This is a genomic window from Flavobacterium proteolyticum (assembly GCF_015223105.1).
GTDB classification, from domain to species: domain Bacteria; phylum Bacteroidota; class Bacteroidia; order Flavobacteriales; family Flavobacteriaceae; genus Flavobacterium; species Flavobacterium proteolyticum.
This window is the reverse complement of record NZ_JADFTZ010000001.1, coordinates 524400-548967: the sequence shown is the minus strand read 5'-3', so window position 1 is coordinate 548967 and position 24568 is coordinate 524400. Positions and strand designations below refer to the sequence as shown.

At 33.0% G+C, this 24568-nt stretch carries 24 protein-coding genes; 9 read left to right on the top strand and 15 right to left on the bottom strand.

Annotation, left to right across the window (positions count from 1 at the left end):
* Positions 1 to 56 precede the first annotated feature (56 nt).
* From IM755_RS02385 to IM755_RS02370, 4 genes are all read right to left on the bottom strand, one after another.
* Complete coding sequence (locus IM755_RS02385) at positions 57 to 2540, bottom strand: DUF5686 family protein (protein WP_194093450.1); 2484 nt, start codon at positions 2538 to 2540, stop codon at positions 57 to 59.
* 67 nt (positions 2541 to 2607) lie between these two features.
* A complete protein-coding gene (gene frr / locus IM755_RS02380; protein WP_194093449.1) occupies positions 2608 to 3171 on the bottom strand; it encodes a ribosome recycling factor in 564 nt (187 codons plus the stop codon).
* Positions 3172 to 3215: 44 nt separating this feature from the next.
* Complete coding sequence (gene pyrH, locus IM755_RS02375; RefSeq protein ID WP_026724473.1) at positions 3216 to 3923, bottom strand: UMP kinase; 708 nt, start codon at positions 3921 to 3923, stop codon at positions 3216 to 3218.
* Positions 3924 to 3991: 68 nt separating this feature from the next.
* Positions 3992 to 4771 (bottom strand): patatin-like phospholipase family protein, encoded by a 780-nt coding sequence (locus IM755_RS02370; protein WP_194094445.1) that lies wholly within the window; start codon positions 4769 to 4771, stop codon positions 3992 to 3994.
* Positions 4772 to 4835: 64 nt separating this feature from the next.
* Here IM755_RS02370 and IM755_RS02365 point away from each other — a divergent pair, with 64 nt between their 5' ends.
* Entirely contained in the window at positions 4836 to 5441 is a 606-nt protein-coding gene (locus IM755_RS02365) for a thioredoxin family protein (protein WP_194093448.1), read from the top strand.
* On the opposite strand, the gene IM755_RS02360 is transcribed toward IM755_RS02365, so the two are convergent.
* From IM755_RS02360 to IM755_RS02340, 5 genes are read right to left on the bottom strand one after another with little or no spacing between them, the layout of a single operon-like run.
* Complete coding sequence (locus IM755_RS02360) at positions 5433 to 6053, bottom strand: YiiX/YebB-like N1pC/P60 family cysteine hydrolase (RefSeq protein WP_194093447.1); 621 nt, start codon at positions 6051 to 6053, stop codon at positions 5433 to 5435. The genes IM755_RS02365 and IM755_RS02360 overlap by 9 nt on opposite strands.
* Positions 6043 to 6741, bottom strand: a complete 699-nt coding sequence (gene truB / locus IM755_RS02355) for a tRNA pseudouridine(55) synthase TruB (protein WP_194093446.1) — start codon at positions 6739 to 6741, stop codon at positions 6043 to 6045. The genes IM755_RS02360 and truB overlap by 11 nt, the downstream gene beginning before the upstream one ends.
* Positions 6741 to 7550 (bottom strand): undecaprenyl-diphosphate phosphatase, encoded by an 810-nt coding sequence (locus IM755_RS02350; RefSeq protein WP_194093445.1) that lies wholly within the window; start codon positions 7548 to 7550, stop codon positions 6741 to 6743. Before IM755_RS02350 ends, truB begins: the two co-directional genes overlap by 1 nt.
* A 6-nt stretch (positions 7551 to 7556) precedes the next feature.
* Entirely contained in the window at positions 7557 to 7796 is a 240-nt protein-coding gene (locus IM755_RS02345) for a DUF3098 domain-containing protein (RefSeq protein ID WP_194093444.1), read from the bottom strand.
* Between the two features lie 48 nt (positions 7797 to 7844).
* The gene (locus tag IM755_RS02340; protein ID WP_194093443.1) at positions 7845 to 8720 is read right to left on the bottom strand and encodes a cell division protein FtsX; all 876 of its coding nucleotides are present in this window, start codon (positions 8718 to 8720) and stop codon (positions 7845 to 7847) included.
* 193 nt (positions 8721 to 8913) lie between these two features.
* Between IM755_RS02340 and IM755_RS02335 the strand changes: the two genes are divergently transcribed.
* Both IM755_RS02335 and IM755_RS02330 read left to right on the top strand, forming a co-directional pair.
* Positions 8914 to 11889 carry a leucine--tRNA ligase gene (locus IM755_RS02335; RefSeq protein WP_194093442.1) on the top strand — a complete coding sequence of 992 codons (2976 nt, stop codon included), beginning with the start codon at positions 8914 to 8916 and terminating at the stop codon, positions 11887 to 11889.
* 259 nt (positions 11890 to 12148) lie between these two features.
* Positions 12149 to 12844: a zinc metallopeptidase gene (locus IM755_RS02330; protein ID WP_026724462.1), complete on the top strand. Its 696-nt coding sequence runs from the start codon at positions 12149 to 12151 to the stop codon at positions 12842 to 12844.
* An 80-nt stretch (positions 12845 to 12924) separates the two neighbouring features.
* On the opposite strand, the gene IM755_RS02325 is transcribed toward IM755_RS02330, so the two are convergent.
* Both IM755_RS02325 and IM755_RS02320 read right to left on the bottom strand, forming a co-directional pair.
* Positions 12925 to 13395, bottom strand: a complete 471-nt coding sequence (locus IM755_RS02325; RefSeq protein ID WP_026724461.1) for an Lrp/AsnC family transcriptional regulator — start codon at positions 13393 to 13395, stop codon at positions 12925 to 12927.
* 103 nt (positions 13396 to 13498) lie between these two features.
* Positions 13499 to 14869, bottom strand: a complete 1371-nt coding sequence (locus tag IM755_RS02320; protein ID WP_194093441.1) for a saccharopine dehydrogenase family protein — start codon at positions 14867 to 14869, stop codon at positions 13499 to 13501.
* A gap of 126 nt (positions 14870 to 14995) precedes the next feature.
* On the opposite strand from IM755_RS02320, the gene IM755_RS02315 reads away from it, so the two are divergent.
* Together IM755_RS02315 and pckA are read left to right on the top strand one after the other, a co-directional pair.
* Entirely contained in the window at positions 14996 to 15382 is a 387-nt protein-coding gene (locus IM755_RS02315) for a DUF423 domain-containing protein (RefSeq protein ID WP_026724459.1), read from the top strand.
* A gap of 69 nt (positions 15383 to 15451) precedes the next feature.
* Complete coding sequence (gene pckA, locus IM755_RS02310) at positions 15452 to 17077, top strand: phosphoenolpyruvate carboxykinase (ATP) (RefSeq protein ID WP_194093440.1); 1626 nt, start codon at positions 15452 to 15454, stop codon at positions 17075 to 17077.
* A gap of 120 nt (positions 17078 to 17197) precedes the next feature.
* Here pckA and IM755_RS02305 read toward each other — a convergent pair whose 3' ends face one another.
* Together IM755_RS02305 and IM755_RS02300 are read right to left on the bottom strand one after the other, a co-directional pair.
* Positions 17198 to 17947 (bottom strand): uroporphyrinogen-III synthase, encoded by a 750-nt coding sequence (locus tag IM755_RS02305; RefSeq protein ID WP_026724456.1) that lies wholly within the window; start codon positions 17945 to 17947, stop codon positions 17198 to 17200.
* A 17-nt stretch (positions 17948 to 17964) separates the two neighbouring features.
* Positions 17965 to 18630 carry a DUF4271 domain-containing protein gene (locus tag IM755_RS02300; RefSeq protein ID WP_194093439.1) on the bottom strand — a complete coding sequence of 222 codons (666 nt, stop codon included), beginning with the start codon at positions 18628 to 18630 and terminating at the stop codon, positions 17965 to 17967.
* Between the two features lie 107 nt (positions 18631 to 18737).
* On the opposite strand from IM755_RS02300, the gene IM755_RS02295 reads away from it, so the two are divergent.
* The 3 genes from IM755_RS02295 to IM755_RS02285 are packed head-to-tail and all read left to right on the top strand — an operon-like array spanning position 18738 to position 21198.
* Positions 18738 to 19460 (top strand): polyprenol monophosphomannose synthase, encoded by a 723-nt coding sequence (locus IM755_RS02295; RefSeq protein WP_194093438.1) that lies wholly within the window; start codon positions 18738 to 18740, stop codon positions 19458 to 19460.
* Entirely contained in the window at positions 19460 to 20806 is a 1347-nt protein-coding gene (locus IM755_RS02290; RefSeq protein WP_194093437.1) for a dihydroorotase, read from the top strand. Before IM755_RS02295 ends, IM755_RS02290 begins: the two co-directional genes overlap by 1 nt.
* Positions 20806 to 21198, top strand: a complete 393-nt coding sequence (locus tag IM755_RS02285; protein WP_194093436.1) for a DUF4296 domain-containing protein — start codon at positions 20806 to 20808, stop codon at positions 21196 to 21198. The genes IM755_RS02290 and IM755_RS02285 overlap by 1 nt, the downstream gene beginning before the upstream one ends.
* Here IM755_RS02285 and IM755_RS02280 read toward each other — a convergent pair.
* Positions 21161 to 22171 carry an NAD-dependent epimerase/dehydratase family protein gene (locus IM755_RS02280; protein ID WP_194093435.1) on the bottom strand — a complete coding sequence of 337 codons (1011 nt, stop codon included), beginning with the start codon at positions 22169 to 22171 and terminating at the stop codon, positions 21161 to 21163. The genes IM755_RS02285 and IM755_RS02280 overlap by 38 nt on opposite strands.
* A gap of 103 nt (positions 22172 to 22274) precedes the next feature.
* On the opposite strand from IM755_RS02280, the gene tyrS reads away from it, so the two are divergent.
* Complete coding sequence (gene tyrS / locus IM755_RS02275) at positions 22275 to 23564, top strand: tyrosine--tRNA ligase (RefSeq protein WP_194093434.1); 1290 nt, start codon at positions 22275 to 22277, stop codon at positions 23562 to 23564.
* Here the strand turns inward: tyrS and IM755_RS02270 are convergent.
* Entirely contained in the window at positions 23557 to 24537 is a 981-nt protein-coding gene (locus IM755_RS02270; RefSeq protein ID WP_194093433.1) for a LuxE/PaaK family acyltransferase, read from the bottom strand. The genes tyrS and IM755_RS02270 overlap by 8 nt on opposite strands.
* Positions 24538 to 24568 lie beyond the last annotated feature (31 nt).

Below are 24568 nucleotides of genomic sequence, written 5' to 3'. Positions count from 1 at the left end.
AAAGGTAAGGATTATTGCTTAAAATATTGGTGTTGAGCGGAATTTTTAAGTTAAAATTAAAAACCTAAATCAAGATAGTAAGAAACTTTTATGGCGATGTTGTCATCAAAATTAGGTAATTGGTTGGGACCATATCTGTAAAAAGCAACCAAACCAAAACCTTTGAAAATTTTGTTACACTCAACACCACTTTCAAAAAATCCATCTTCAAGTGTCTTATATCCTATTCCAACGTGCTGGTTATTTTTGTTGTTTGAACCAACCGCCATTCGGGTTACCACTGTGAATTCTGGATTAATTTTATACCCAAGACGAACTTTATTAAAGGTATGTTTTAATTGTAAAGACGCGTATTTATTGGAGAAAAACTCGTTGAAATACATGGTTTCAAAACTGTTTTTTCCTGCAAATGTAATTCGTTGTAGAATTGCATCTCTATTTAAGTTATTCGGAACAATACTGTATAAATGGGTTATTGGAACATCGCCAAATGCTATACCAGTATGTAATAAAATCGAACTTTTTTGACCCGATAAATAAGGCAATTCGTAATACGTTTTAAAATCAACTTTGGTAAATGTAAAGTCGTTGTCTAAAATATTTGGCAAAGCTTGAGTCAACTGTAATGAAAATTTGGGATGGCGTTTTTCATATTCAATTTTACCCATAGGAGTTTGCATGTAATTGCTGAACGGATTCCATTGAATGGCAAATTGTGCAGCAGTTATAGTATATTCAGTAAAAGCTTTATTATCATTGATAAAAGTATAATCAAAAAGAGGTTGAATTTGATTATGTGAAATCCCAAAATAACTTGTAGTTTTAGGTAAGAACTTACTTTCCACCGAGACAGAACTCAGCTTATTATTGTAAAATGTAGAAATGTTGATAGGACGCGGATCATAAATTCGAAATCTTCTAACATCGGTAACAAAATTAGTTTGAGCAATCTCGTAAATGTCTTCAGAATAAGATGCGCTAACCCAAGTTTCAGAACTTTTATCAACTAAGTAAGAAGGAGTAATCCCAAATTTGAATTCCTCGTCTTTTAAACCATAAGCGCCATAAAAAGCAACTTTGTATTTTTCTGATAATTTTGAATTGGTCACAGCGCCTAAACCAAGTCGGAAACCTTCAAAATTATTATATTTTACGATGCTTCTTAAATCGATATCAAAGATAGAAACAGGGAAATAACCGTTAATTATTTTTCTACCAAGAAAAACTTTATGCTCGATTTTTTCCGAAAGCGACAAGCTATCAATTGATGTGTAAGTGCGAAGTTTTCTTTTGTCTAATGAATCTTTTTTAAAGGTGTTCCAGTATTCGTTTTCTCTTTTCAAGCTATTTTCTGGGACTTCAATTTTTACTCTTGGTTTTGAAATGGTAACTGTTTTATTGATTTCAATGTCGAACGGTGTGGATTCAATAATTACATATGCTTGATCAGTAGCGTTTTTACTCTCTAATTCTTCTAAATCCGAACTAAATTTAATGGTTCCGCCTAAAATTTTAATATCTTCATGATTGTTTCCTTTTGAAACTCGGAATATTCGATTTTTAGGAAACCAAACATCAAATTCTTTCTTATAATCAAATGTATAAGTGGCATTGATATTTACGACACCATAAATTCTGAAATAAGCTTTTGAAATCGCAAAGTTAATGGTATCAATATAAAGAAGTCCTCTTAATCTATTGGTGTTGATTTTTTTTGGCTCGAAATAAATTCGATAAGCACTTCTTCCATCAATTTTAACGGTATCAATTAACTTATAGTTGTAAAGTCTTCGACCAAAGTTAGAAATTGGATTTTGAACTGGAATTTCTAAAATCTCAAACGGATTTTCATAAACGGAATATGAAATAAGTTTTAAGCCTAAATACTCGTACAAAGGTTGTTCAAAACCAGCCATTCTTGTAGCTAGAATGGTTTCTTTACTTTGTTTTGAATTATGTTGAATTAGATTAACTTTTTCTGTTTGATACAAATGTTGTTTTTCTGAGAACTTCTTGAATTTATAATTCGTGGAATCTAATTTCATTAGTGGTTTTCTTAAAAATCTCTTTTTGTAAACAGTGTCAATTTTTGAAGAAATACTGTCAGGATTTGCCGTTACTTGAAGATATTCATAGTTTTTGTACTGAAAATTCGATAGGCCTTTTTCTGGATCATTTAATTTTCGATTTTCAATAACTTTTTTAATGATATTATTGACATTGTTCTCGGTGTAAATTTCTGCTTTTTTTTCGTTTAAATCGTTAATTAATTTAATCGTTAAATTGTAAACTTTTGGTTGTGGATAGGTTATTTTTTCATAATATCCTTTAAAATTAACTTTGATAGGAAGTTTATAATCTTTGACTTCAATAGAAAATTTTCCTTCCCAATCGGCGTTGAATTTGATGTTGTTGTAGGTAATAGTGGCAAAAGCAATTGGAACTTTTGAATCAAAGTCGATAACTTGTCCTTTAATTTTGGTTTGTGCTACTAAGATATTAGTTATTAAGAAGCACAAAAAAAGCCAAAAATATTTCATTTAGAGGTTGATTTTCTACAAATATATTCAAAATAAAAAATCCCGAGTGTTAATCGGGATTTAAAATTTATACTTTCATGATTTCAGCCTCTTTAACAGCTAAAAGTTCTTCAATTTTCTTGATAAACGAATCCGTTAATTTTTGAACATCTTCTTCTGCTTTTTTACATATGTCTTCCGCTGTTCCGTTTTTTTCTTCTTTCTTGATATCCGTGTTCGCATCTTTTCTGTGATTTCTGATACCAATTTTTGCTTCTTCAGCTTCGTGTTTCGCTTGTTTAACTAAGTCGCGTCTTCTTTCTTCTGTTAAAGCAGGAATATTAATGATGATGTTTTCACCATTGTTCATTGGGTTTAACCCTAAATTAGCAATCATAATTGCTTTTTCAATTGTACCCAACATGTTTTTTTCCCATGGCGTAACTGTTAATGTTCTCGCATCAGGAGCATTGATATTAGCTACTTGTGAAATAGGCGTTTGCGAACCATAATAATCCACAAAAACACCACCTAGCATTTGAGGCGAAGCTTTTCCAGCTCTAATATTTAAGAATTCTTTTTCTAAATGAGCAATCGAACCATTCATAGCTTCTTTTGCACTGTCTAAAATAAAGTTAATCTCTTCAGTCATATCTCTAAATTTTTACTTCGTACTTCTAATTTTGTACTTTGTACTTATATTGTTACTGTTGTTCCGATAGTTTCACCTTCGCAAACTTTTAACAAGTTACCATCTTTATTCATGTCAAACACAATAATAGGTAATTTATTTTCTTGACTTAATGTAAAAGCAGTGGTATCCATTACATTTAATCCTTTTGCTAATACATCTTCAAACGAAATAAAGTCGAATTTAACTGCATCTGCATTTTTTTCTGGGTCTGAAGTGTAAACACCATCAACACGAGTTCCTTTTAAAATTACATCAGCACCTACTTCAATTCCTCTTAAAACTGCTGCTGTATCTGTTGTAAAGTACGGATTTCCAGTTCCAGCACCAAAAATTACAATTCTTCCTTTTTCTAAATGGCGAGTAGCTCTTCTTTTGATATAAGGTTCAGCAATAGCCTCAATTTTCAAAGCGGTTTGTAAACGCGTTTGCATTCCAGCTTCTTCTAAAGCACCTTGTAGCGCCATCCCGTTAATAACTGTTGCCAACATTCCCATGTAATCACCTTGTACTCTGTCCATTCCGTTACTTGCACCAGCTACACCTCTAAAAATGTTTCCACCACCAATAACGATTGCAATTTCTACACCTTTATCGTGAATTTGTTTTATTTCGGCAGCATACTCAGCTAAGCGTTGTGGGTCAATTCCATATTGTCTATCACCCATTAAAGCTTCACCGCTTAATTTTAGAAGAATTCTTTTGTACTTCATCGTGTGTTGTATTATTTGTGGTGCAAATATAGTTAAATAGCTTTTTTTAGAAAAAAATGTTTTTACATTTATATGTCTAAATTTTGAAATGATTTTTTAGCCTCGTTGTATCCAATCTCAAAAATGGCATCCATTTTAGTTTTACTGGTTTCAAATGTACTAAAATTAGCCAATTCCTTAGGCTCAATAACCCAATCGCATAAATTAAACTTCTGATAATTATAATTAGCATATAATAAATCGAAGGCTCTACTTGTAACTGATTTAATCGATTTTAAATCTTTAGATTCGATATTTTGAATCGGACTAACATAAACACCGATCAAATAATCACATCTTCCCTGTAAAATATCCGTTGGAAAATGATTTAAAATACCACCATCGCTATATAATTTCTTATTGATTTCATATGGTGATAACATTCCTGGAAAAGAGGATGAAGCTAAAATAGCATCAATAAGTTTTGTTTCGGAATTAAAAATTTTCAGTTTTCCTTTAACCAAATCAGTAGCGGTGATGTAAGCTGGAATTTTTAAATCACCAATGGTGACATCACCTAAAATTTCTGCAAAATAACTTTTGAAGGATTCCGAATCAATCAATCCTGCTTTTTTGAAGGTAAAATGTTTCCAATGAAAAAAGTAAATCGATTTAAAAAATTCTAGAATTTCTTCAGGCGTTTTCCCAAAAGCATACAAACCACCGACGATTGCACCAGCACTTGTTCCTGCGATGCAAGAAGGTTGCAGGCCTTGCTCTGTTAAAAATTGTAAAGCACCTGCATGGGCAATTCCTTTAGATCCGCCACCAGACAATACAATTCCGATAGATTTTGACGCATTTTCCATGTGTAACATTTCTTACATATTAATATCAAAAATAGAATTAAATTTGCCAAATAAAGTTAAGAAGATGATAAATACTATAAAACAAGCACTAGAAAATAGTTTTTCTTATGCTGATTACCGAAAAAAAGTAACAAGTTTAATTGCTGAAGGAAAATCTACGGGTCATACGCAATCAGAAGATTTGTTGAAATATTCAGAATTAAACGAAACCCGAATGAATCGTTTAGAAAAAACCATCGAGGTTACTGATGAAGTGAAAAATAAATTGCAAAACCTAGACAAAAAGTACATTTGGTTAGTTTTAAGTGAAGGTTGGTGTGGTGATGCAGCACAAATTGTTCCTGTAATCCACAAAATGGCTGAAGTAACAGATAGAGTAGAATTAAAAATTGCGTTGCGTGATGACAACGATGCATTAATGCAACATTTTTTAACCAATGGCGGAAAAGCAATTCCAAAATTAATCCTTTTAGATGCTGAAACTTTAGAAGTAATTGCTGATTGGGGCCCAAGACCAGCAGGAGCAAAACAACTTATTTTGGATTACAAAGCTGCTCATGGTGTAGTAGATGAAACGGCTAAAATTGAATTGCAAAAATGGTATTTACACGATAAAGGAATTTCGATTCAGAACGAAATCGTGGAAATGCATGAAAATATCTTAGCGTAAAGTTCCAATAATTTTTAACTTATCAGAAGTGGAAATTCCGCCAGGGTTACAGCCTAGTTGACCTTCAGGGATTTCCATTTTTAGTTTTTCATAATAGTCTGCCCAAACTTCAAAATACTCATTCGATTTAGGAGATTTAAAAGTCATCGGAAATAAATCAAATAGAGGTTTTTTGTATGCGAATAAAAAAGCATCATAAATTAATTCTGAACAATAATATTTTCCGTTGTTGTACAAATATTCGTCATCGTAAGGAACTCCAACTTGTTGCAATGAAAAAGCAACAGCTTTTGGAATATATTTTCGGTATTTTCTTTTTAATCTTCCAACGAACATTTCTTCTTTTGTGTAGGTTTTGAAGGTTTCGTATGGCGTTACTTTTACTGCTTTTCCAGCGGCTTCAATCACGAAAATAGAATCATTTTTGATGTAAACCATTCCTAAATGACTAAAATCTTTCCCTTGATAACCTTCGGTAACTTCGTTAATGGCTTCGCAAAGTGGACCGCAATTCATAGATTGAAATAATAAATCACCTGTTTTTAGTTTTACGTTTTGTGAGAAACCAAAAAGGGAAATTATAATTAGAAGAATCGAAAGTCTAAATTTCATCTTTTATTTGTTTTTCAAAATCTTCAGGAGAAATAGCATTTTTAACATCATAATCACCAATTTTTGTACGACGAAGTGCTGTTAAATGTCCGCCTGATTTTAATGCTAAACCAAAGTCATATGCTAAAGAACGAATGTAAGTTCCTTTACTGCATTTTACTCTAAAATCGATTTCAGGTAATGCAATTCTTGTGATTTCAAATTCGTAAATCGTAGTTTTTCTTGATTGAATTTCAACTTCTTCACCAGCGCGTGCGTGTTCGTACAAACGTTTTCCGTCTTTTTTAATAGCGGAAAAAACAGGTGGTTTTTGGTCGATTTCACCAATGAATTGTTTAGTGGTTTCCAAAATCAATTCTTCGGTAATATGTTTGGTTGGAAAAGTTGCGTCAATTTCGGTTTCTAAATCATAAGATGGTGTTGTAGCACCAACAAAGATTGTTCCCGTATATTCTTTTTCTTGTGCTTGAATTTCGGTAATTTTCTTTGTGAATTTCCCCGTGCAAATTATCAATAATCCCGAAGCTAAAGGATCTAAAGTTCCAGCGTGCCCAATTTTGAATTTCTTTGGTAAATCGTATTTGCGTTTTAAAATGTATTTCAATTTATTCACCGCTTGAAAAGAAGACCAAGTCAAAGGTTTGTCGATTAAAAGTACTTTTCCTGCTAAAAATTCTTCGGCACTCATTATTTGTATAAATTAAAGTACGCTAATAATAGAATTCCAGCTACAATTCTATACCAACCCCACGGTTTGAAACCGTATTTTTTGATGATTTCAATAAAAAACTTGATAGCTAAAACCGCTACAATAAAAGCCACAACATTTCCGACAATAAACATTTTTGTATTTTCGGGTGTTTTTAAAATCAATTCGTACCCTTTTAAACCACTTGCTTCATACGATTTTAAAAAGATAGAATAACAAGTAACAGCTAGCATAGTTGGTACTGCTAAAAAGAATGAAAATTCGGCTGCAGCTTGTCGTGTTAATCCTTGTTGCATACCGCCAATGATACTTGCCGCACTTCGGCTCGTGCCTGGCATCATAGCTAAACATTGCCAAAAACCAATAGTTACCGCTTTTTTTATGGTAATATCTTCTTCTTTAAAAATAGTAGGATTCTTAAAAAATCTATCAACAAATAATAAAATGATTCCACCAATGATAAGTACAATTGCAATTGGTGTTGGGTGTTCTAAAACCGCTTCAATTTTATCGTCAAATAACTTTCCTAAGATTAAGGCTGGAATAACGGCAAAAGCTAATTTAATAAAGAATTGAAATTTCGAGAAATCGAAAAACTTCTTCCAATACAAAACTACGACTGCCAAAATAGCCCCAAATTGAATAGAAACTTGAAACAGTTTGGTGAATTCCTCTTTTTCAATTCCAAAATAAGAACTCGTAAAAATCATGTGTCCCGTTGAAGAAACGGGTAAATATTCCGTTAGACCTTCAATAATGGCAATGATAATAGCTTGAAAAATATCCATAAAGTATTACTTCTTCGGATTTTTTAAAATCGAATAAATTGTAATTCCAAATCCAATTAAAACTACGGTTGGAGCTAAACGAATTCTTCTAAAACTAAATAATTCTTCACCATTGAATACATTTGGATCGTCGCTTCCGCCACCACTCATTAAAATAAATCCAAGAGCAATAACGGCTAATCCAACTAAAAGAATTTTATAGTTTATCTTGTCAAAAAGAAATTCTGGTTTGTTATTATTTTCCATTTTTATGTTTTTTAAATCCACTGAACACTGTAAACTGAACACTGAATACTAATAAAGATCGTCTGTTTTTAAATTCAAGAAACGTTGTGTAGCAAAAAAGGTACTAATCCAAGTAATTAGAATTCCAATTCCTAAAACACCAGTAATTACAATACCAAGCGAAACGTAATCTTTTGCAATGCCTAAACTTGGGAATATACCATCTACATAAATAGCTAAAGCGATAATTCCGATGATGGCTAATCCAGAACCAATTAATCCTAATTTAATGCTTCTCCAAATAAACGGTTTTCTAATGAACGATTTTGTCGCTCCCACCATTTGCATTGTTTTAATAGTGAATCGGTGTGAGTAAATCGATAATCGCATTGAGCTATTGATTAACAACATCGCCACAACCGTTAAAATTCCGCTGATGATTAAAATCCAAAATGTGATTTTTGTTACGTTTTCGTTTACCATATCTACCAATTCTTTATCGTAGATAATTTCCGAAACCATTTCGTTTTTACGAATGTTACGTTCAATTTTCTTGATACTATCGGCATTAACGTAATCTCCTTTTAAGTGAATATCAAATGAATTTTGAAGCGGATTGAATCCTAAAAACTCCATAAAATCTTTCCCTACGATATCTACATTGTTTTTAGCCGCACTATCCTTGTGAACAAAAGCATACTCTTTGATGAATTTTGCATTTTTCATTTCAGTATCAAAAGCACTGATGATAGAATCATTTGCATCGTTATCAAAGAAAACAGTCATTGGGATATTTTCTTTAAAATCGTTAGTTATCTTTTTCGAATTAATTACAAAAAGTCCTAAAGCTCCTAAAAGGAACAATACTAAAAAGATACTCAATACTACCGAAAAGTAGGATGAAATCAAACGTCGTTTGTTGTAATTTTCAAAAGATGATGCCATATAATTCTATTTAAGCCGTAAAAATAGTAAAGAAATTTTGTTTACATAGAATATAACAACAAAGTTTTAACTTTAGTATTATAAAATGTATTTTTGCACCGAAAAAAATAGTGGTCAGTCACAGTCGCAGTCATCAGTTGTTCAAATTGAGGCTAAAAACTGAGACTGAAAACTGAGACTGAAAACTAAAATAATGAAGTACTTCCATAACGAAATCGAAGCCAAATGGCAACAATATTGGGCAGAAAACCAAACTTTTGCTGCTAAAAACAATTCAGATAAACCAAAATACTATGTATTAGACATGTTTCCTTATCCTTCTGGAGCTGGGTTACACGTGGGACATCCGCTAGGTTACATTGCTTCGGATATTGTGGCGCGTTATAAAAGACATCAAGGTTTTAATGTATTGCATCCACAAGGATATGATTCATTTGGTTTACCAGCCGAACAATATGCGATTCAAACAGGTCAACATCCAGAAAAAACCACTCGTGAGAATATTGCGCGCTACCGTGAACAATTAGATAAAATCGGGTTTTCGTTTGATTGGAGCAGAGAAGTTCGTACTTCAAATCCAGATTATTACAAGCATACACAGTGGATTTTCATCCAATTATTCGAATCTTGGTACAATAAAACTACGGATAAAGCGGAAAGCATTTGCACGTTAATACAAGAATTTGAGAAAAACGGAAATGCGAATGTAAATGCGGTTTGTGATGATAACATCGCACCCTTTTCTGCTGCTGAATGGAATGCGTTTTCTTCAGAAGAACAACAAAAACTACTATTACAATATAGATTAACTTATTTAGCCGAGACCGAAGTAAACTGGTGTCCAGCTTTAGGAACGGTTTTAGCTAATGACGAAATCGTAAACGGTGTTTCAGAACGTGGCGGACATCCTGTAATCCGTAAAAAAATGACGCAATGGTCGATGCGAATTTCAGCTTATGCTGAGCGTTTGTTACAAGGTTTAGATACTATCGATTGGAGTGAATCCATCAAAGAATCACAAAGAAACTGGATTGGAAAATCAGTTGGTGCTGCTGTGACTTTCAATGTAAAAAATCATGATGCAGTAATCGAAGTATTTACAACGCGTCCTGATACCATTTTCGGAGTAACGTTTATGACGTTAGCACCTGAGCACGAATTGGTTGCTAAAATCACTACTCCAGAACAAAAAACATCGGTTGATGCTTACATTGAAGCTACAGCAAAACGTTCTGAAAGAGAACGTATGGCAGATGTTAAAACCATTTCAGGAGTTTTCACGGGAGCGTATGCAGAACATCCATTTACGAAAGAACCAATTCCGGTTTGGATTGGAGATTACGTATTAGCAGGTTACGGAACTGGAGCTGTTATGGCAGTTCCATGTGGCGATGAGCGTGATTATGCTTTCGCGAATTTCTTCAAAGGAACAAACGGAATGCCAGCAATTAAAAATATTTTCAATCAAGATATTTCTGAAGCCGCTTACGGTGAAAAAGGCGGTTTCGAATTAGTAAATTCTGATTTTTTAAACGGATTAGATTACAAATCGGGAACTAAAAAAGTAATCGAAGCATTAGAAAAAATTGGAGCCGGAAAAGCAAAAGTAAATTACCGTTTACGTGATGCGGTTTTCTCTCGCCAACGCTATTGGGGTGAACCATTTCCAGTATATTACGTGAATGGTTTGCCACAAATGATTGACAAAAAACACTTGCCAATTGTTTTACCAGAGGTTGAAAAATATTTACCAACAGAAGATGGTCAACCTCCATTAGGAAATGCAACAGTTTGGGCTTGGGATACTGAGAAAAATGTAGTAGTTAGTAATGATTTGATTGATAACGTGAAAGTTTTTCCATTAGAATTGAACACCATGCCAGGTTGGGCAGGTTCGTCTTGGTATTGGATGCGTTATATGGATGCTCAAAATGAAAATGATTTTGCTAGCGAAGACGCATTAAAATATTGGGAAAACGTAGATTTATACATAGGTGGAAGCGAACACGCAACCGGACATTTATTATATTCTCGTTTTTGGAACAAATTCTTAAAAGATAGAGGTTTCGCTCCAACAGAAGAACCATTCAAGAAATTGATTAATCAAGGAATGATTTTGGGAATGAGTGCTTTTGTTTATAGATGGGAATATGGTCTAGCTTCAGATTCGAAAAATCAGATTCGTAAAGTAGTATTTGTTAGTAAAAATATTATAGATAATGCGATTAAACAAAGAATGTTTATTTCGGATGTCAATGAAGAAGCAAAAAATATTAATACAACTCTAAGAGAATATCATTCACATATAAAAAACTTTGAAGCTGATTGGAGACATTTTACGCCTATTCACGTTGATTTATCTTGCATAAACGACATCACTAACGAATTAGACATCGAAAAATTCAAAGCACATCCATTATATTCTGATTATAAAGATGCAGAATTCATTTTAGAAGATGGAAAATACATTGTAGGTCGTGAAGTAGAAAAAATGTCAAAATCGAAATACAACGTAGTAAATCCAGATGATATTTGTAATGAATATGGTGCCGATACGTTGCGTTTGTACGAAATGTTCTTAGGACCATTAGAGCAAGCAAAACCTTGGAATACAGCTGGAATTACTGGAGTTTACGGTTTCTTGAAAAAATTATGGCGTTTGTATTTTGATGATAATGGTTTAAATATCACGAATGATGAGCCAACGGCAGATATGTACAAATCGCTACACAAAACCATCAAAAAGGTTACGGAAGATATTGAGAATTTCTCGTTCAATACTTCGGTTTCACAGTTTATGATTTGTGTGAATGAGTTGGCGCAACAAAAATGCCATCACCGAGCGATTTTAGAACCATTAGCGGTTTTAGTTTCGCCATATGCACCTCATATCGCAGAAGAATTATGGAGCGCTTTAGGTCACGAAGGTTCTGTAGCAACAGTTGGTTTTCCAAAATTTGAAGAAAAATATTTAATAGAATCTGAAAAAGAATATCCAGTTTCGTTTAATGGAAAAATGCGTTTCACGATTAAATTGCCTTTAGATTTAACGGCAGCCCAAATCGAAGAAATCGTAATGGCAGATGAAAGAACACAAAATCAATTACAAGGAAGAACACCAAACAAAGTGATTATCGTTCCAGGTAAGATTATTAATTTGGTGGGATAATTTCAGAACATTTTTGTCATTACGAAAAAGTCTAACGCAAACTTTGTAGAAACTCTTTCAGAGTGACAAACTAGGTATATAATATTAAACCGCAGATTCGCAGATTAATTTGAAATCTGCGAATCTGCGGTTTTTTCTATTCGTTTTTGTAACATTTTTCATTTTTTACGTATAATAAATAAATCAAAATGTCAACTTGTCATTTGAGATAATTTGGCGTAGAGTTTGTATATAGTTTATAAAATTAAAAAGAAAAATTATGTTAGGATATTATATCATGATTGGAGCGATTGCTCTAGTAAGTTGGTTAGTAAGTTCTCGTTTAAAGAGCAAGTTTGAATATTATTCAAAAGTTTCGTTACGCAATGGAATGAGCGGTGCAGAAATTGCAGAGAAAATGCTTCACGATCACGGAATTTTTGACGTAAAAGTTATTTCAACACCAGGAAGATTAACAGATCACTACAATCCAATGGATAAAACTGTAAATTTATCTGAAGCAGTTTACAATCAAAGAAATGCGGCTGCGGCTGCGGTTGCAGCTCACGAAGTTGGGCATGCTGTGCAACATGCGCATGCTTATAGTTGGTTAACAATGCGTTCTAAAATGGTGCCGGTAGTGAACATTTCATCTAGTATGTCGCAATGGTTAATTATGGGTGGTTTAATTTTAGGTTTCGCTTCAAAATCTAGTATTGGTTTTTATGTAGCGGTTGCAGGTTTGATTTTAATGGCAATTGCAACTACTTTTAGTTTTGTAACACTTCCAGTAGAATACGATGCTAGTAACAGAGCTTTGGCTTGGTTAAAAAATAAAAATATGGTGAGTCAACAAGAATATGCTGGAGCTGAAGATTCATTAAAATGGGCTGCAAGAACTTATGTAGTGGCGGCTTTAGGAGCTTTAGCGTCTTTATTATATTGGGCTTTCCAAATTTTAGGTTCGAGAGAATAATTGTTTGATACTATATTTTAAAAACCCAAATTCGATGAGAGTTTGGGTTTTTTATTGATTTTTGAAATTGTAATTGAAATTTACAACTGAATTTGTCTTTCAATTTGCTGTTCCAAAGAAATATAAGTTTCTGTTCTCGAAACACCATCAATAGGTTGAATTTTCTTGTTGAGTAATTGCATCAAATGTTCGTTATCTCGACAAATAATTTTGATTAAAATACTCCAATTTCCGGTTGTATAATGACATTCCAAAACTTCTGGAATTTTTTTCAATTCTTTTACCACTTCTGGATTACTTGATGCTTTTTCTAGATAAATTCCAATGAAAGCCATCGTACTATAACCCAAAACTTTTGTGTCCACAATAAATTTCGAACCCGAAATCACACCCGCTTGTTCTAATTTACGTAAACGTTGATGAATTGCAGCACCTGAAATCCCAATTTTATTCGCAATTTGTAAAATAGGTTTACGCGCGTCTTCCATTAAATCACGAAGGATTTCTTTGTCGATTCCGTCGATTTCAATTTGTAAGTGATTTATCTTCATTTTCAATTGATTTGAAAGTAAAAGTACAAAATCAATTTCAAACCAAATAAAAAAATCCGAAACCAGTTACGATTTCGGATTTTCTATTTTGAATTATAATTACTTAATTCTTTATATTTAGTGGATTGTATCCTAAATACGGAACTTCAGTTTCTTTGAAAATTACACCGTAATCTTCTAATTCTTTCAAGATAGGATTGTACACTTCTTTTGTAATTGGTAATTGAACTCCAGGAGTTGTAATTTCTTTGTTTAAGATTTTCAATGTGGCAATTGCAACAGGAAGTCCAACTGTTTTTGCCATTGAGGTATACGTTTGATCGTCACCAATGCAAACCATGGTAGAATCAATTTGTTTTTTCTCACCGTTTAGTTCGTAACCAAATTTGTGATACATCACAATCATATCTTTATCATTTGGTTCTAAAGCCCATTTTTCAGACAAGATTTTTTCTAAAATTTGTGCTGGAGTTGCTTTTATTAAACCAATTTTTTTGTTCGGATTAAATAAATCAATTTCCACTAATTTATCCCAAATGATATCATCTTGGTCAATTTTTTGTGCATGACGTAATTTGATTTCCACAGTATCGGTTGGGTGATAAGGTAAAAACGAATTGGTGAATTCACGATACGTCATGTTTTCCGAATTGTCAATTGTGTATGAATCGTCAGTCATTCCTAGTTGTACTAAAATATCCCAAGCTCTTGAATACCCAACTCTTCTAATTGTTCCTCGGTAACAAGTTAAGGCATTGTCTAATCCGTAAACGCTTCTGTATTTTAAAGAATCTCTATTTGCATACGCTTCAAATCTTCCGTAGCCTTCTACTTCTAAAAACTCGGTTCTTCTGAATAATTTCGTGTAAGGAATGTATTTATAAGTGCCTTCTTGAATAAATTTTGCTGCACCACCTTGTCCAGCTAATACTACATTTCTAGGATTCCAAGTAAATTTGTAATTCCATAAATTGGTATCGCTTTCAGGAGCCACTAAACCACCACAGAACGATTCGAATAAAATGATGTTTCCGCCTTTTTCGCGAATTTCATCCAATACTTTCATCGCACTCATGTGGTCGATTCCAGGGTCAAGCCCAATTTCATTCATAAAAACCAAACCATTTTCTTTAGCTGCAGCATCTAATTCTTGCATTGCTGGACTAATATAAGATGCGGTTACCATATGTTTTTTGTAAGTAATACAATCTTTAGCTACTTCTAAATGCAAATGTGCAGGTAACATCGAAACAACCACATCTGCTTTTTGAATTTCTTCTTTTCGTTGCGCTTCATTGAAAATATTAAAAGCAATTGATCTGGCGTTTTTATGATTGTTGGTCTTTTGTTTTGCCAATTCTTCTGACAAATCACCAATAGTAACTTGAAGATTTTCAGCTTCTGAATGGTCTAAAAGGTATTTTATAAGAGATGAAGCAGAACGTCCTGCTCCAATGACTAAAATATGTCTCATCTTTGGATGTGTTGTAAAAATATCACACGAAGATAGTAAAATGTTATATTTATGAAAACATTTTCTTGATTTATGTCATAATTTAACATAAAAACTTTTGCTATCTTTGGTCTCAAATTTTATAAAATGGATAAGAAAATACTGTTGGTTGCTGCTATTTTAGGAGTTACAGCTATAATTTTAGGAGCTTTTGGAGCTCATGGATTAAAGAAAGTACTTTCGGTGGAGCAATTGGCAACATTTGAGGTAGGAGTGCGTTATCAAATGTATCACGCGTTGTTTTTACTTTTTATTGGAACTTTTACTTTTTTAGGAGAGAAAGAACGTTCTATTATTTTTTATTTAACAATCATTGGTGTTTTGTTTTTTTCAGGCTCGATTTATTTTTTAGCAACAAATACAATCACTAATTTAAAGACGAAATTTTTAGGACCAATAACGCCAATTGGAGGTTTGTTCTTAGTTTCGGCTTGGGGATACTTATTTTATGCGGTTTTATCTAAAAAACACTAAATTAAAATGCTATCTCAAATTTAATTTATAATTTTGCACTTTATTTTAAACACAACATAACCTAATTTTATGGATACGAATGCTCAAACTACGAAATCGATTTCGTTAGAAAAGTACGGAATCGTTAATGTATCAGAAATCATATACAATCCTTCATACGATTACTTATATAATGAAGAATTAAACCCAGCTTTAGAGGGTTTTGAAAGAGGTCAGTTGTCAGAACTTGGCGCGGTAAACGTAATGACGGGTGAATTCACAGGTCGTTCTCCTAAAGACAAATATATTGTTAAAGATAGCGTTACAGAAAACACAATTTGGTGGAATTCTGATAAAGCGGCTAACGATAACAAACCAATTTCTCAAGATACTTGGAATGCTTTAAAAGAAACTACGGTAAAGCAATTATCAAATAAAAAATTATACGTTGTTGACGCTTTTTGTGGTGCAAACGAAAACACAAGATTGAAAGTTCGTTTCATCATGGAAGTAGCATGGCAAGCACACTTTGTAAAAAACATGTTCATCCGTCCAACAGAAGCAGAATTAGAAAACTTTGGTGAACCAGATTTCATTGTAATGAACGGTTCAAAAACAAGTTTCAAAGATTATGCAGCTCACGGATTAAATTCGGAAGTATATGTAGCATTCAACTTAACTGAGAAAATCCAATTAATTGGTGGAACTTGGTACGGTGGTGAAATGAAAAAGGGATTGTTCTCTATGATGAACTATTACTTACCATTACAAGGAATTGCTTCTATGCACTGTTCAGCTAACAAAGGAAAAGATGGCGATGTTGCTGTTTTCTTCGGATTATCTGGAACAGGAAAAACTACGTTATCAACAGATCCAAAACGTGAATTAATCGGAGACGACGAGCACGGATGGGATAATGACGGTGTTTTCAACTTCGAAGGTGGATGTTATGCTAAAACTATCGATTTAAGTAAAGAAAACGAGCCAGACATCTTTGGAGCGATCAAAAGAGATGCGTTGTTAGAAAACGTAACCGTTGATGCTAACGGAAAAATTGATTTCAAAGATGGTTCAGTTACACAAAATACTCGTGTTTCTTACCCAATTAATCATATTGAAAATATTGTAAGACCAGTTTCTAAAGCAGGTCACGCTACTAAAGTTATTTTCTTAACTGCAGATGCCTTCGGGGTAATGCCTCCAGTTTCTAAATTAACTCCAGAGCAAACTAAATATTACTTCTTATCAGGATTTACAGCTAAATTAGCAGGAACTGAAAGAGGAGTAACACAACCAGAACCAACATTCTCTGCTTGTTTCGGAAAAGCATTCTTATCATTACACCCAACAAAATACGGTGAAGAGTTAGTTAAGAAAATGGAGCAACACAACGCTACAGCTTACATGGTTAATACAGGTTGGAACGGAACAGGAAAACGTATTTCAATTAAAGATACAAGAGCAATCATTGATGCTATTTTAGATGGTTCTATCGAAAATGCGGAAACTAAAACAGTTCCAGTATTTAATTTTGTAGTTCCTACCGCTTTGCCAAATGTAGATACTAATATTTTAGATCCAAGAAATACTTATGCTGATGCAGCTGAATGGCAAACGAAAGCTGAAGATTTAGCTTCAAGATTTATTAAAAACTTCGTTCAATATACAGATAACGAAGAAGGAAAATCTTTAGTGGCAGCTGGTCCTCAATTGTAATTAAAGAAATTAAATTATATAGTAAAAAGTCCCGAAGTTTTCGGGACTTTTTTATTGGTATTAATCAAACAAAAAACCCAAACTCTTTCGAATTTGGGTTCTATATATTTTTGTTTGTTTTTATTTTCCTTTGTTAGCTTCAGCTACATATTTTTCTAAAGCTCCTGTCATCGATGGTGTTCCAGGACTTGGCGCCATGATGTCAACACGTAAACCGTGTTCTAAAGCTTCTTTTTTAGTGGTTTCTCCAAAAACAGCAATTCTAGTATTGTTTTGTTGAAAATCAGGGAAATTTTTGAATAATGATTTAATTCCTGTTGGACTAAAGAATGCTAAAATGTCGTAATAAACATCTTTTAAGTCTGATAAATCACTCATTACTGTTCTGTAGAAAATACCTTGTTTCCATTCTACTTTTAAACCATCTAATGTTTGTGGAACATCGGCGTTTAATTGGTCGGTATTTGGTAATAAGAATTTTTCGTCTTTATATTTCTTAATTAGCGGAGCTAAATCAGCGAAGTCTTTTTGACCCACATAAATTTTTCTCTTTCTGTATACTACATAACGTTGTAAGTAAAATGCAACCGCTTCAGACTGGCAGAAATATTTTAAATCTTCTGGCACTTTGTAGCGCATTTCTTCGGCCACTCTGAAAAAGTGATCTACAGCATTTCTACTCGTTAATATGATGGCAGTATAGTTATTTAAGTCGATTTTTTGAGCGCGAACTTCTTTAGCCGGAACACCTTCTACATGGATGAAAGGTCGAAAATCAACCTTTACTTTCAGTTTATTTTGAAGCTCAAAATACGGAGAATTTTCTACTTTAGGCTCTGGTTGTGAAACTAATATTGTTTTCACTTTCAAATTTGACATATTTCTCTCTAATTTTTTGTAAACCAATTATAAATAAAATAGTAAGGTGCTATTTCAAGGGTGCAAAGATATAAAATAAAATAAAATATTTTACGTAATAGTAAATTTTGATACAATTTCAATGCAACCAAGTAAGTAGTGATGTTTATAGTGATTAGGGTAATCAATAATGTCCAAAAAAACCAATCCGAATCAAACGAATTGTAAAATAAAATGATATTAACAGGTAATAAAATGAATCCAAAATAAGCTCTGTAATTTACTTTTAGTAAGTTAAATTGCTCGTTGAATTCTTCAATTTTAAAAGCCGTTGCTATAATTTTCTCAATTAAGAATTTAGAAAGAATAAAAACACTCAAAAAAGTGAAGATCTGAATGTAAATAATCAAGTCCGTTTTTTCAGCTCTATTAAATTGATTTAAAACCAATAAAGTAAAAAAAGAAAAAGAAATTAATTGTAAAACAAACATCGAAATTGTAAAACCGCTCATTAAGTTACTACTATCGCGATAAATTTTGGTGTATTTATCGGAATAAGCCAATCGAACAAACTCGTTAAAGCGAACAGAAGATATGGTTTTGTTAATGGCAATTATAGCCACGCAGATAATAAACAAGATGGTTGCCCAATCTTTGCTTTCGATGATTCTGTCGTGTAATTGAATTGCTAACATAATTGGCGCAAAATTACAAAAAATAGTGTCACTTTCATTATTATAAAATTATTAAGAATTGTCAGCAAGAAATAGCTTATTTTTGCAGTTGAAATACAAGATTTTTTATGGCTCAGGGTATTGTTGTAATTCCAACTTTTAACGAAATTGAAAATATTGAAGCAATTGTAAAGGCAGTTTTGTCTTTACCTACTTCTTTTCATGTTTTAATCGTAGATGACAATTCGCCTGATGGTACAGCAGCAAAAGTGAAAGAAATGCAAGAGGAATATCCTACGCGATTGCATTTAAAAGTACGTATGAAAAAATCGGGTTTGGGTACAGCTTATGTGGCTGGGTTTAAATGGGCGCTTTCTCATGGATATGATTATATTTTTGAAATGGATGCCGATTTTTCCCACAATCCAAATGATTTAGAAAAGTTGTTAGCTGCTTGTGAAAATGGTGCCGATGTTGCCATTGGTTCCCGATATTCTAACGGAGTTAATGTGGTAAATTGGCCTTTGAGTCGTGTTTTACTATCTTATTTTGCTTCCGTTTACGTTCGAATGATAACAGGTATGAAAATTGCAGATGCTACTGCAGGATTCAAATGTTACAGAAGACAAGTTTTAGAAGCTATCAATTTGGATAAAATAAAATTTGTGGGTTATGCGTTTCAGATTGAAATGAAATATCGCGCTTTCGTAAAGAATTTTAAAATTGTTGAAGTTCCTATCATTTTTACTGATAGAACAAAAGGACAATCCAAAATGAGTGGAGGAATTATCCGCGAAGCCGTAGTGGGAGTAATAATGTTGAGGTTAAGAAAAATATTTAATAGATTATAATGAGTACTGTTTTAATTCGAAATGCCAAAATTGTTAATGAAGGAGCTATTTTTGAAGGTGATATTTTAATTGAGAATGAATTCATTAAAGAGATTGCCGAAAAAATAAGCCCAAAATCGTCGGATTGTGTTATTATTGATGCGGAAGGAAGTTATGTAATGCCTGGAGCAATTGACGATCAAGTGCATTTTAGAGAGCCAGGGCTTACGCATAAAGGAAACATCGAAACGGAAAGTAGAGCGGCGGTTGCTGGCGGAATAACTTCGTTTATAGAACAACCAAATACAGTTCCAAATGCTGTTACTCAAGAACTTTTAGAAGATAAATATCAAATTGCTTCTCAAAAATCGTATGCGAATTATTCGTTTATGATGGGAGGAACCAATGATAACTTAGAGGAAGTTTTAAAAACAAATCCAAGAAATGTTGCTGGAATTAAATTGTTTTTAGGTTCTTCAACAGGAAATATGTTGGTAGATAATCCTGAAGTTTTAGAAAAGATTTTCTCTTCAACAAAAATGTTAATTGCGGTTCATTGTGAAGATGAAGCTACAATTAAAGCCAATACTCAAAAATATAGAGAGGAATTCGGAGATGATATTCCGATGAAATACCATCACTTAATAAGAAGCGCAGAAGCTTGTTATTTGTCTTCTTCTAAAGCGATTGAATTAGCAAAGAAAACAGGTGCGCGTTTGCATGTGTTTCACTTGTCAACTGCAAAAGAAATGGAATTGTTTACCAATAAAATTCCGTTAGAGCAAAAACAAATTACTGCCGAAGTTTGTGTACATCATTTATGGTTTACCGATGCTGATTATGAAACGAAAGGGTCATTAATCAAATGGAATCCAGCTGTAAAAACACAAGAAGATAAAGACGCGTTATGGAAAGCGTTATTAGATGACAGAATTGATGTGATTGCAACTGATCATGCTCCACATACTTTAGAAGAAAAAATCAATCCCTACATGACATGTCCTTCTGGTGGACCATTAGTTCAGCATGCTGTTGTAGCTATGTTTGAAGCGCATCATCAAGGAAAAATTTCGGTAGAAAAGATTGTTGAAAAAATGTGTCACAATCCGGCAAAGATTTTCAAAATCGAGAAAAGAGGATTTATTAAGGAAGGATATTATGCTGATATTGCTATCGTAAATGCTTATTTGCCTTGGAATGTAAAAAAAGAAAATATTTTATATAAATGTGGTTGGTCGCCTTTTGAAGGATATAACTTCAAATCTAGAGTAACGCATACTTTTGTTAACGGAAAATTAGTTTATCACAATGGTAAAGTGAAAGATTTAAAAGTAGGCCAACGATTATTATTTGAAAGAGAAATATAATGAAACAGTTGCTAATTTTATTTGTTGCTTTATTTGTTGCTTCTTGTTCTAAGAATCCTGCACCTACGCCTGATAATTTGTTGGATGAGGAAGTTATGGTAGATATTATTTTTGATATTTCAATACTTCAAGCTGCAGACGGCTCTATGCCTTACAAGTTTACTGAATATAATATTGAAATGGACAAATATATTTTAGATAAATATAAAATAGATAGTGTTACCTATCGACAAAACCAGAGATATTATGCAGCAAATGCTCGAAAGTATAAAAAAATTTATAAAAAAGTAATCGAAAGATTAGAACAAGAAAAAAATAGAGGAAAACAAGATTCTTCTAATAAAGCAAATAATACTAATGGTGAGAAACAAATTTACGTTCCTGTAGAATAGTCCTTAGATACGTTTCTTTTTTTTGAAAAATAATATTCAATTCCGATTCAATTTTTGATGTGTCAAAAGTGATTGTAGCATGTGATGAAGTTGCAATACTTCTAGCTAGTTTTCTTTTTCGATTTACTAATTTTGAAATCAACCAATCCATTCGCCAAGCAATAGATGTCATCCATTTTGTTGCTTCAATGTATGGTTTTTTTACTTTCAATTCTGCTGCAATAAAGTCAAGCAATGCTTTTGTCGAAATATTTTCACCAACTAAAGTATAGCGTTCGCCATTTATTGAACTTTTCATAAGTTGAATCATGTATTTTGTTACATCTTCAACAGCAACAATTCCAATGTTACCTTTGGTATAAAATGATAATCCTTTTTTAACGGATTGAATTATCACATCGCTTCCTTTTTTCGGAAAGCCGTAACCAAAAATAACTCCTGGATTTACAATTACGACTTCTAAGCCTTCTTGATGTCCACGCCAAACTTCCATTTCAGCGCCGTATTTTGTAATCGCATAATCACTGTGTAATTCTTCTGGATTCCATTCGGTTTCTTCTGTGATAGTAGCTTCGTGTTCTTTTGGGTTTCCTAAAGCTGCAATTGAACTTACGTGACAAAGTTTTTTGATGCCAAAATCAATACAACAATTTACCACATTAGCTGTTCCTTCAATATTGATTTTTCGAAGTTCGTCTTCGTCATTTGGGTCAAACGAAATCAAAGCAGCACAATGATAAACATGAGTGATATTTTCAAAAGCAATTTCTAAGGACGGAATATCAGTAATATCGCCTTTTACCCAATTGATTTTATCAAAAAGCCTAGTTTGATTATAATAAGCAAAAACATTTTTTACTTTTTCAATTTGTTTTTCGGAACGAAATAACGCTTTGACTTCCTCATTTTCTTGAAGAAGTTGCACTAATAAATGCGAACCTACTAAACCTGTTGCTCCTGTGACTAAAATCATGATGTAAAAATAACAATTCTTTTAAAGATGGACTAACTTTTAAACCTTCAAACTTTTAAACTTTTAAACTAAAAACTATCTTTGCTCAAATTATTTAAGAATCATGAAAAATTTTATTGAAGAAGTGACTTGGAGAGGAATGCTCCACGACGTAATGCCAGGCACCGAAGAACATTTGATGGAGCAGATGCGTGTGGCGTATGTGGGGATTGATCCAACCGCCGATTCATTGCATATAGGACATTTAGTTGGAGTGATGTTGTTGAAGCATTTCCAATTGAGTGGTCATAAACCATTAGCGCTTGTAGGTGGAGCAACCGGAATGATTGGTGACCCATCAGGAAAATCTAACGAAAGAAATTTGCTAGACGAAGCTACTTTGCGTCATAATCAAGAAGCGATTAAAGGGCAATTGGCTCGTTTTTTAGATTTTACTTCTGCGGAACCTAATGCTGCAGAATTAGTAAACAACTACGATTGGATGAAAGAATTTTCTTTCCTAGGATTCATTCGTGATGTGGGAAAACACATTACCGTGAATTATATGATGGCGAAAGATTCAGTTAAAAAACGTTTGTCTGGAGAAACTTCAGAAGGAATGTCGTTTACGGAATTTACTTACCAATTAGTTCAAGGTTACGACTTTTTACATTTATACCGTGCAAAAAAATGTACGCTACAAATGGGTGGAAGTGACCAATGGGGAAATATCACAACAGGAACAGAATTAGTTCGTAGAATTGAATCTGGGAAAGCGTATGCGTTAACTTGTCCGTTGATTACAAAAGCAGATGGGACAAAATTTGGAAAATCAGAAGGTGGAAATATTTGGTTAGATGCAGAAAGAACTTCTCCTTACAAATTTTACCAATACTGGTTAAATACTTCGGATGTTGATGCTGAAAAATACATTAAGATTTTCACGTTCTTAGATAAAGAAACGATTGAAAAATTAATTGCAGAACACAACGAAGCACCTCATTTAAGAGCGTTACAAAAACGTTTAGCAGAGGAAATTACTGTAATGGTTCATTCGCAAGCAGATTTAGAAAATGCAATCGCAGCTTCAAATGCGTTTTTTAGTCCAACGATGGATGAATTGAAAAAGTTAGATGAGAAAACGTTTTTAGAAGTTTTTGATGGTGTTCCTCAAGCTGAAATTTCAATGGAAGATTTGAATGCAGGTTTGGATATGATCGCTGCATTAGCTGCTAAAACCAATTTCTTAGCTTCTAATAGTGATGCGCGTAGAGAATTGAAACAAAACTCAATTTCCTTAAATAAAGAAAAAGTTGGGGAAGATAAAATCATTACGAAAGAAGATTTAATCAACAATCAATTCTTGTTGTTACAAAAAGGAAAGAAAAATTATTATGTAATTAAGGTTAAATAACCATCAGGTTGCAACCACGAATATCGGAATTATCAAAACGTCCCAACACTTCGAAAGAATGGTTGGGATATTTTTTTCCCAAATCTTGCGTAGCAATAAACGAACATGAATTGATATTTGCTAAATCAATCACGTTAATCCCACCCGTTTTTCCTTCGGAAACATAAGTTAATGCATCTTCTGTATCGCGAACTAAAATTTGCATCCATGGTGGACATTCGAAAATGCCATCACCAAGAGAATACGCTTGCGAAAGTAATTCAGTCATGCCATATTCAGAATGAATTTTAGAAACACCGAATCCGTTGCATAAAATGGAGTGGAGTTCTTCGCGAATCATTTCTTTTCGTTTGCCTTTCATACCACCCGTTTCCATGATAATAGTATTTTTTAATTGGAATTTTTGCTTCTCAATCAAATCCAATAAAGCATAAGTAACTCCAATTAAAATCACATTTTGACCTGAATTATCCAACTCAATCAATTTAGAAATCAATTCGTCGTAGTTGTTCAAATAAAATCCAGAATCTTCATGATTACTGCTTTGGATTAAATCTTCTACCATATATATTAACGATGAACCTTCGCGCTCTAAATAGGATGGAAGTAATGCTAAAACGTAATAATCTTCAATATTTCCGTAGAATTCTGAAAATCCTAAACGGTAACTCATTTCGTACCAACTTACATCGGTAACTAAGTGTTTACTAGTTTGCATTCCAGTTGTTCCGCTACTGGTAAATGTTTGCTGAATAGTTTCAGACGAACTTAACACATTATGACTTTTAAAAAACTGAATGGGTAAAAATGGAATTTCTGTTAAGGATTTCACATTGGTTTTGTCTTTCTTCAAGAAGTTGCAAAATTGTTGGTACACCAAATTGTTATCGTACTGATGACGAAATACCTTTAAAGTAATTTTTTCAAATTCTTTTTTAGAGCCAATTTGGAAAATATCTTCTTGTGAAATCATGGTGCAAAAATAGGAAACAAATTTGTCATAA

Excerpts from the sequence above, each read along its gene's own strand:
- frr (WP_194093449.1), bottom strand. The coding sequence starts at position 3,171 with ATGACTGAAGAGATTAACTTTATTTTAGACAGTGCAAAAGAAGCTATG.
- IM755_RS02335 (WP_194093442.1), top strand. The coding sequence starts at position 8,914 with ATGAAGTACTTCCATAACGAAATCGAAGCCAAATGGCAACAATATTGG.
- IM755_RS02270 (WP_194093433.1), bottom strand. The coding sequence starts at position 24,537 with ATGATTTCACAAGAAGATATTTTCCAAATTGGCTCTAAAAAAGAATTT.
- IM755_RS02345 (WP_194093444.1), bottom strand. The coding sequence starts at position 7,796 with ATGGAAAATAATAACAAACCAGAATTTCTTTTTGACAAGATAAACTAT.
- IM755_RS02315 (WP_026724459.1), top strand. The coding sequence starts at position 14,996 with ATGGATAAGAAAATACTGTTGGTTGCTGCTATTTTAGGAGTTACAGCT.
- IM755_RS02285 (WP_194093436.1), top strand. The coding sequence starts at position 20,806 with ATGAAACAGTTGCTAATTTTATTTGTTGCTTTATTTGTTGCTTCTTGT.
- IM755_RS02290 (WP_194093437.1), top strand. The coding sequence starts at position 19,460 with ATGAGTACTGTTTTAATTCGAAATGCCAAAATTGTTAATGAAGGAGCT.
- IM755_RS02300 (WP_194093439.1), bottom strand. The coding sequence starts at position 18,630 with ATGTTAGCAATTCAATTACACGACAGAATCATCGAAAGCAAAGATTGG.
- IM755_RS02295 (WP_194093438.1), top strand. The coding sequence starts at position 18,738 with ATGGCTCAGGGTATTGTTGTAATTCCAACTTTTAACGAAATTGAAAAT.
- IM755_RS02370 (WP_194094445.1), bottom strand. The coding sequence starts at position 4,771 with ATGGAAAATGCGTCAAAATCTATCGGAATTGTATTGTCTGGTGGCGGA.
- IM755_RS02385 (WP_194093450.1), bottom strand. The coding sequence starts at position 2,540 with ATGAAATATTTTTGGCTTTTTTTGTGCTTCTTAATAACTAATATCTTA.
- pyrH (WP_026724473.1), bottom strand. The coding sequence starts at position 3,923 with ATGAAGTACAAAAGAATTCTTCTAAAATTAAGCGGTGAAGCTTTAATG.
- IM755_RS02320 (WP_194093441.1), bottom strand. The coding sequence starts at position 14,869 with ATGAGACATATTTTAGTCATTGGAGCAGGACGTTCTGCTTCATCTCTT.
- IM755_RS02280 (WP_194093435.1), bottom strand. The coding sequence starts at position 22,171 with ATGATTTTAGTCACAGGAGCAACAGGTTTAGTAGGTTCGCATTTATTA.
- IM755_RS02325 (WP_026724461.1), bottom strand. The coding sequence starts at position 13,395 with ATGAAGATAAATCACTTACAAATTGAAATCGACGGAATCGACAAAGAA.
- truB (WP_194093446.1), bottom strand. The coding sequence starts at position 6,741 with ATGAGTGCCGAAGAATTTTTAGCAGGAAAAGTACTTTTAATCGACAAA.
- IM755_RS02365 (WP_194093448.1), top strand. The coding sequence starts at position 4,836 with ATGATAAATACTATAAAACAAGCACTAGAAAATAGTTTTTCTTATGCT.
- IM755_RS02330 (WP_026724462.1), top strand. The coding sequence starts at position 12,149 with ATGTTAGGATATTATATCATGATTGGAGCGATTGCTCTAGTAAGTTGG.
- pckA (WP_194093440.1), top strand. The coding sequence starts at position 15,452 with ATGGATACGAATGCTCAAACTACGAAATCGATTTCGTTAGAAAAGTAC.
- IM755_RS02350 (WP_194093445.1), bottom strand. The coding sequence starts at position 7,550 with ATGGATATTTTTCAAGCTATTATCATTGCCATTATTGAAGGTCTAACG.
- IM755_RS02340 (WP_194093443.1), bottom strand. The coding sequence starts at position 8,720 with ATGGCATCATCTTTTGAAAATTACAACAAACGACGTTTGATTTCATCC.
- tyrS (WP_194093434.1), top strand. The coding sequence starts at position 22,275 with ATGAAAAATTTTATTGAAGAAGTGACTTGGAGAGGAATGCTCCACGAC.
- IM755_RS02360 (WP_194093447.1), bottom strand. The coding sequence starts at position 6,053 with ATGAAATTTAGACTTTCGATTCTTCTAATTATAATTTCCCTTTTTGGT.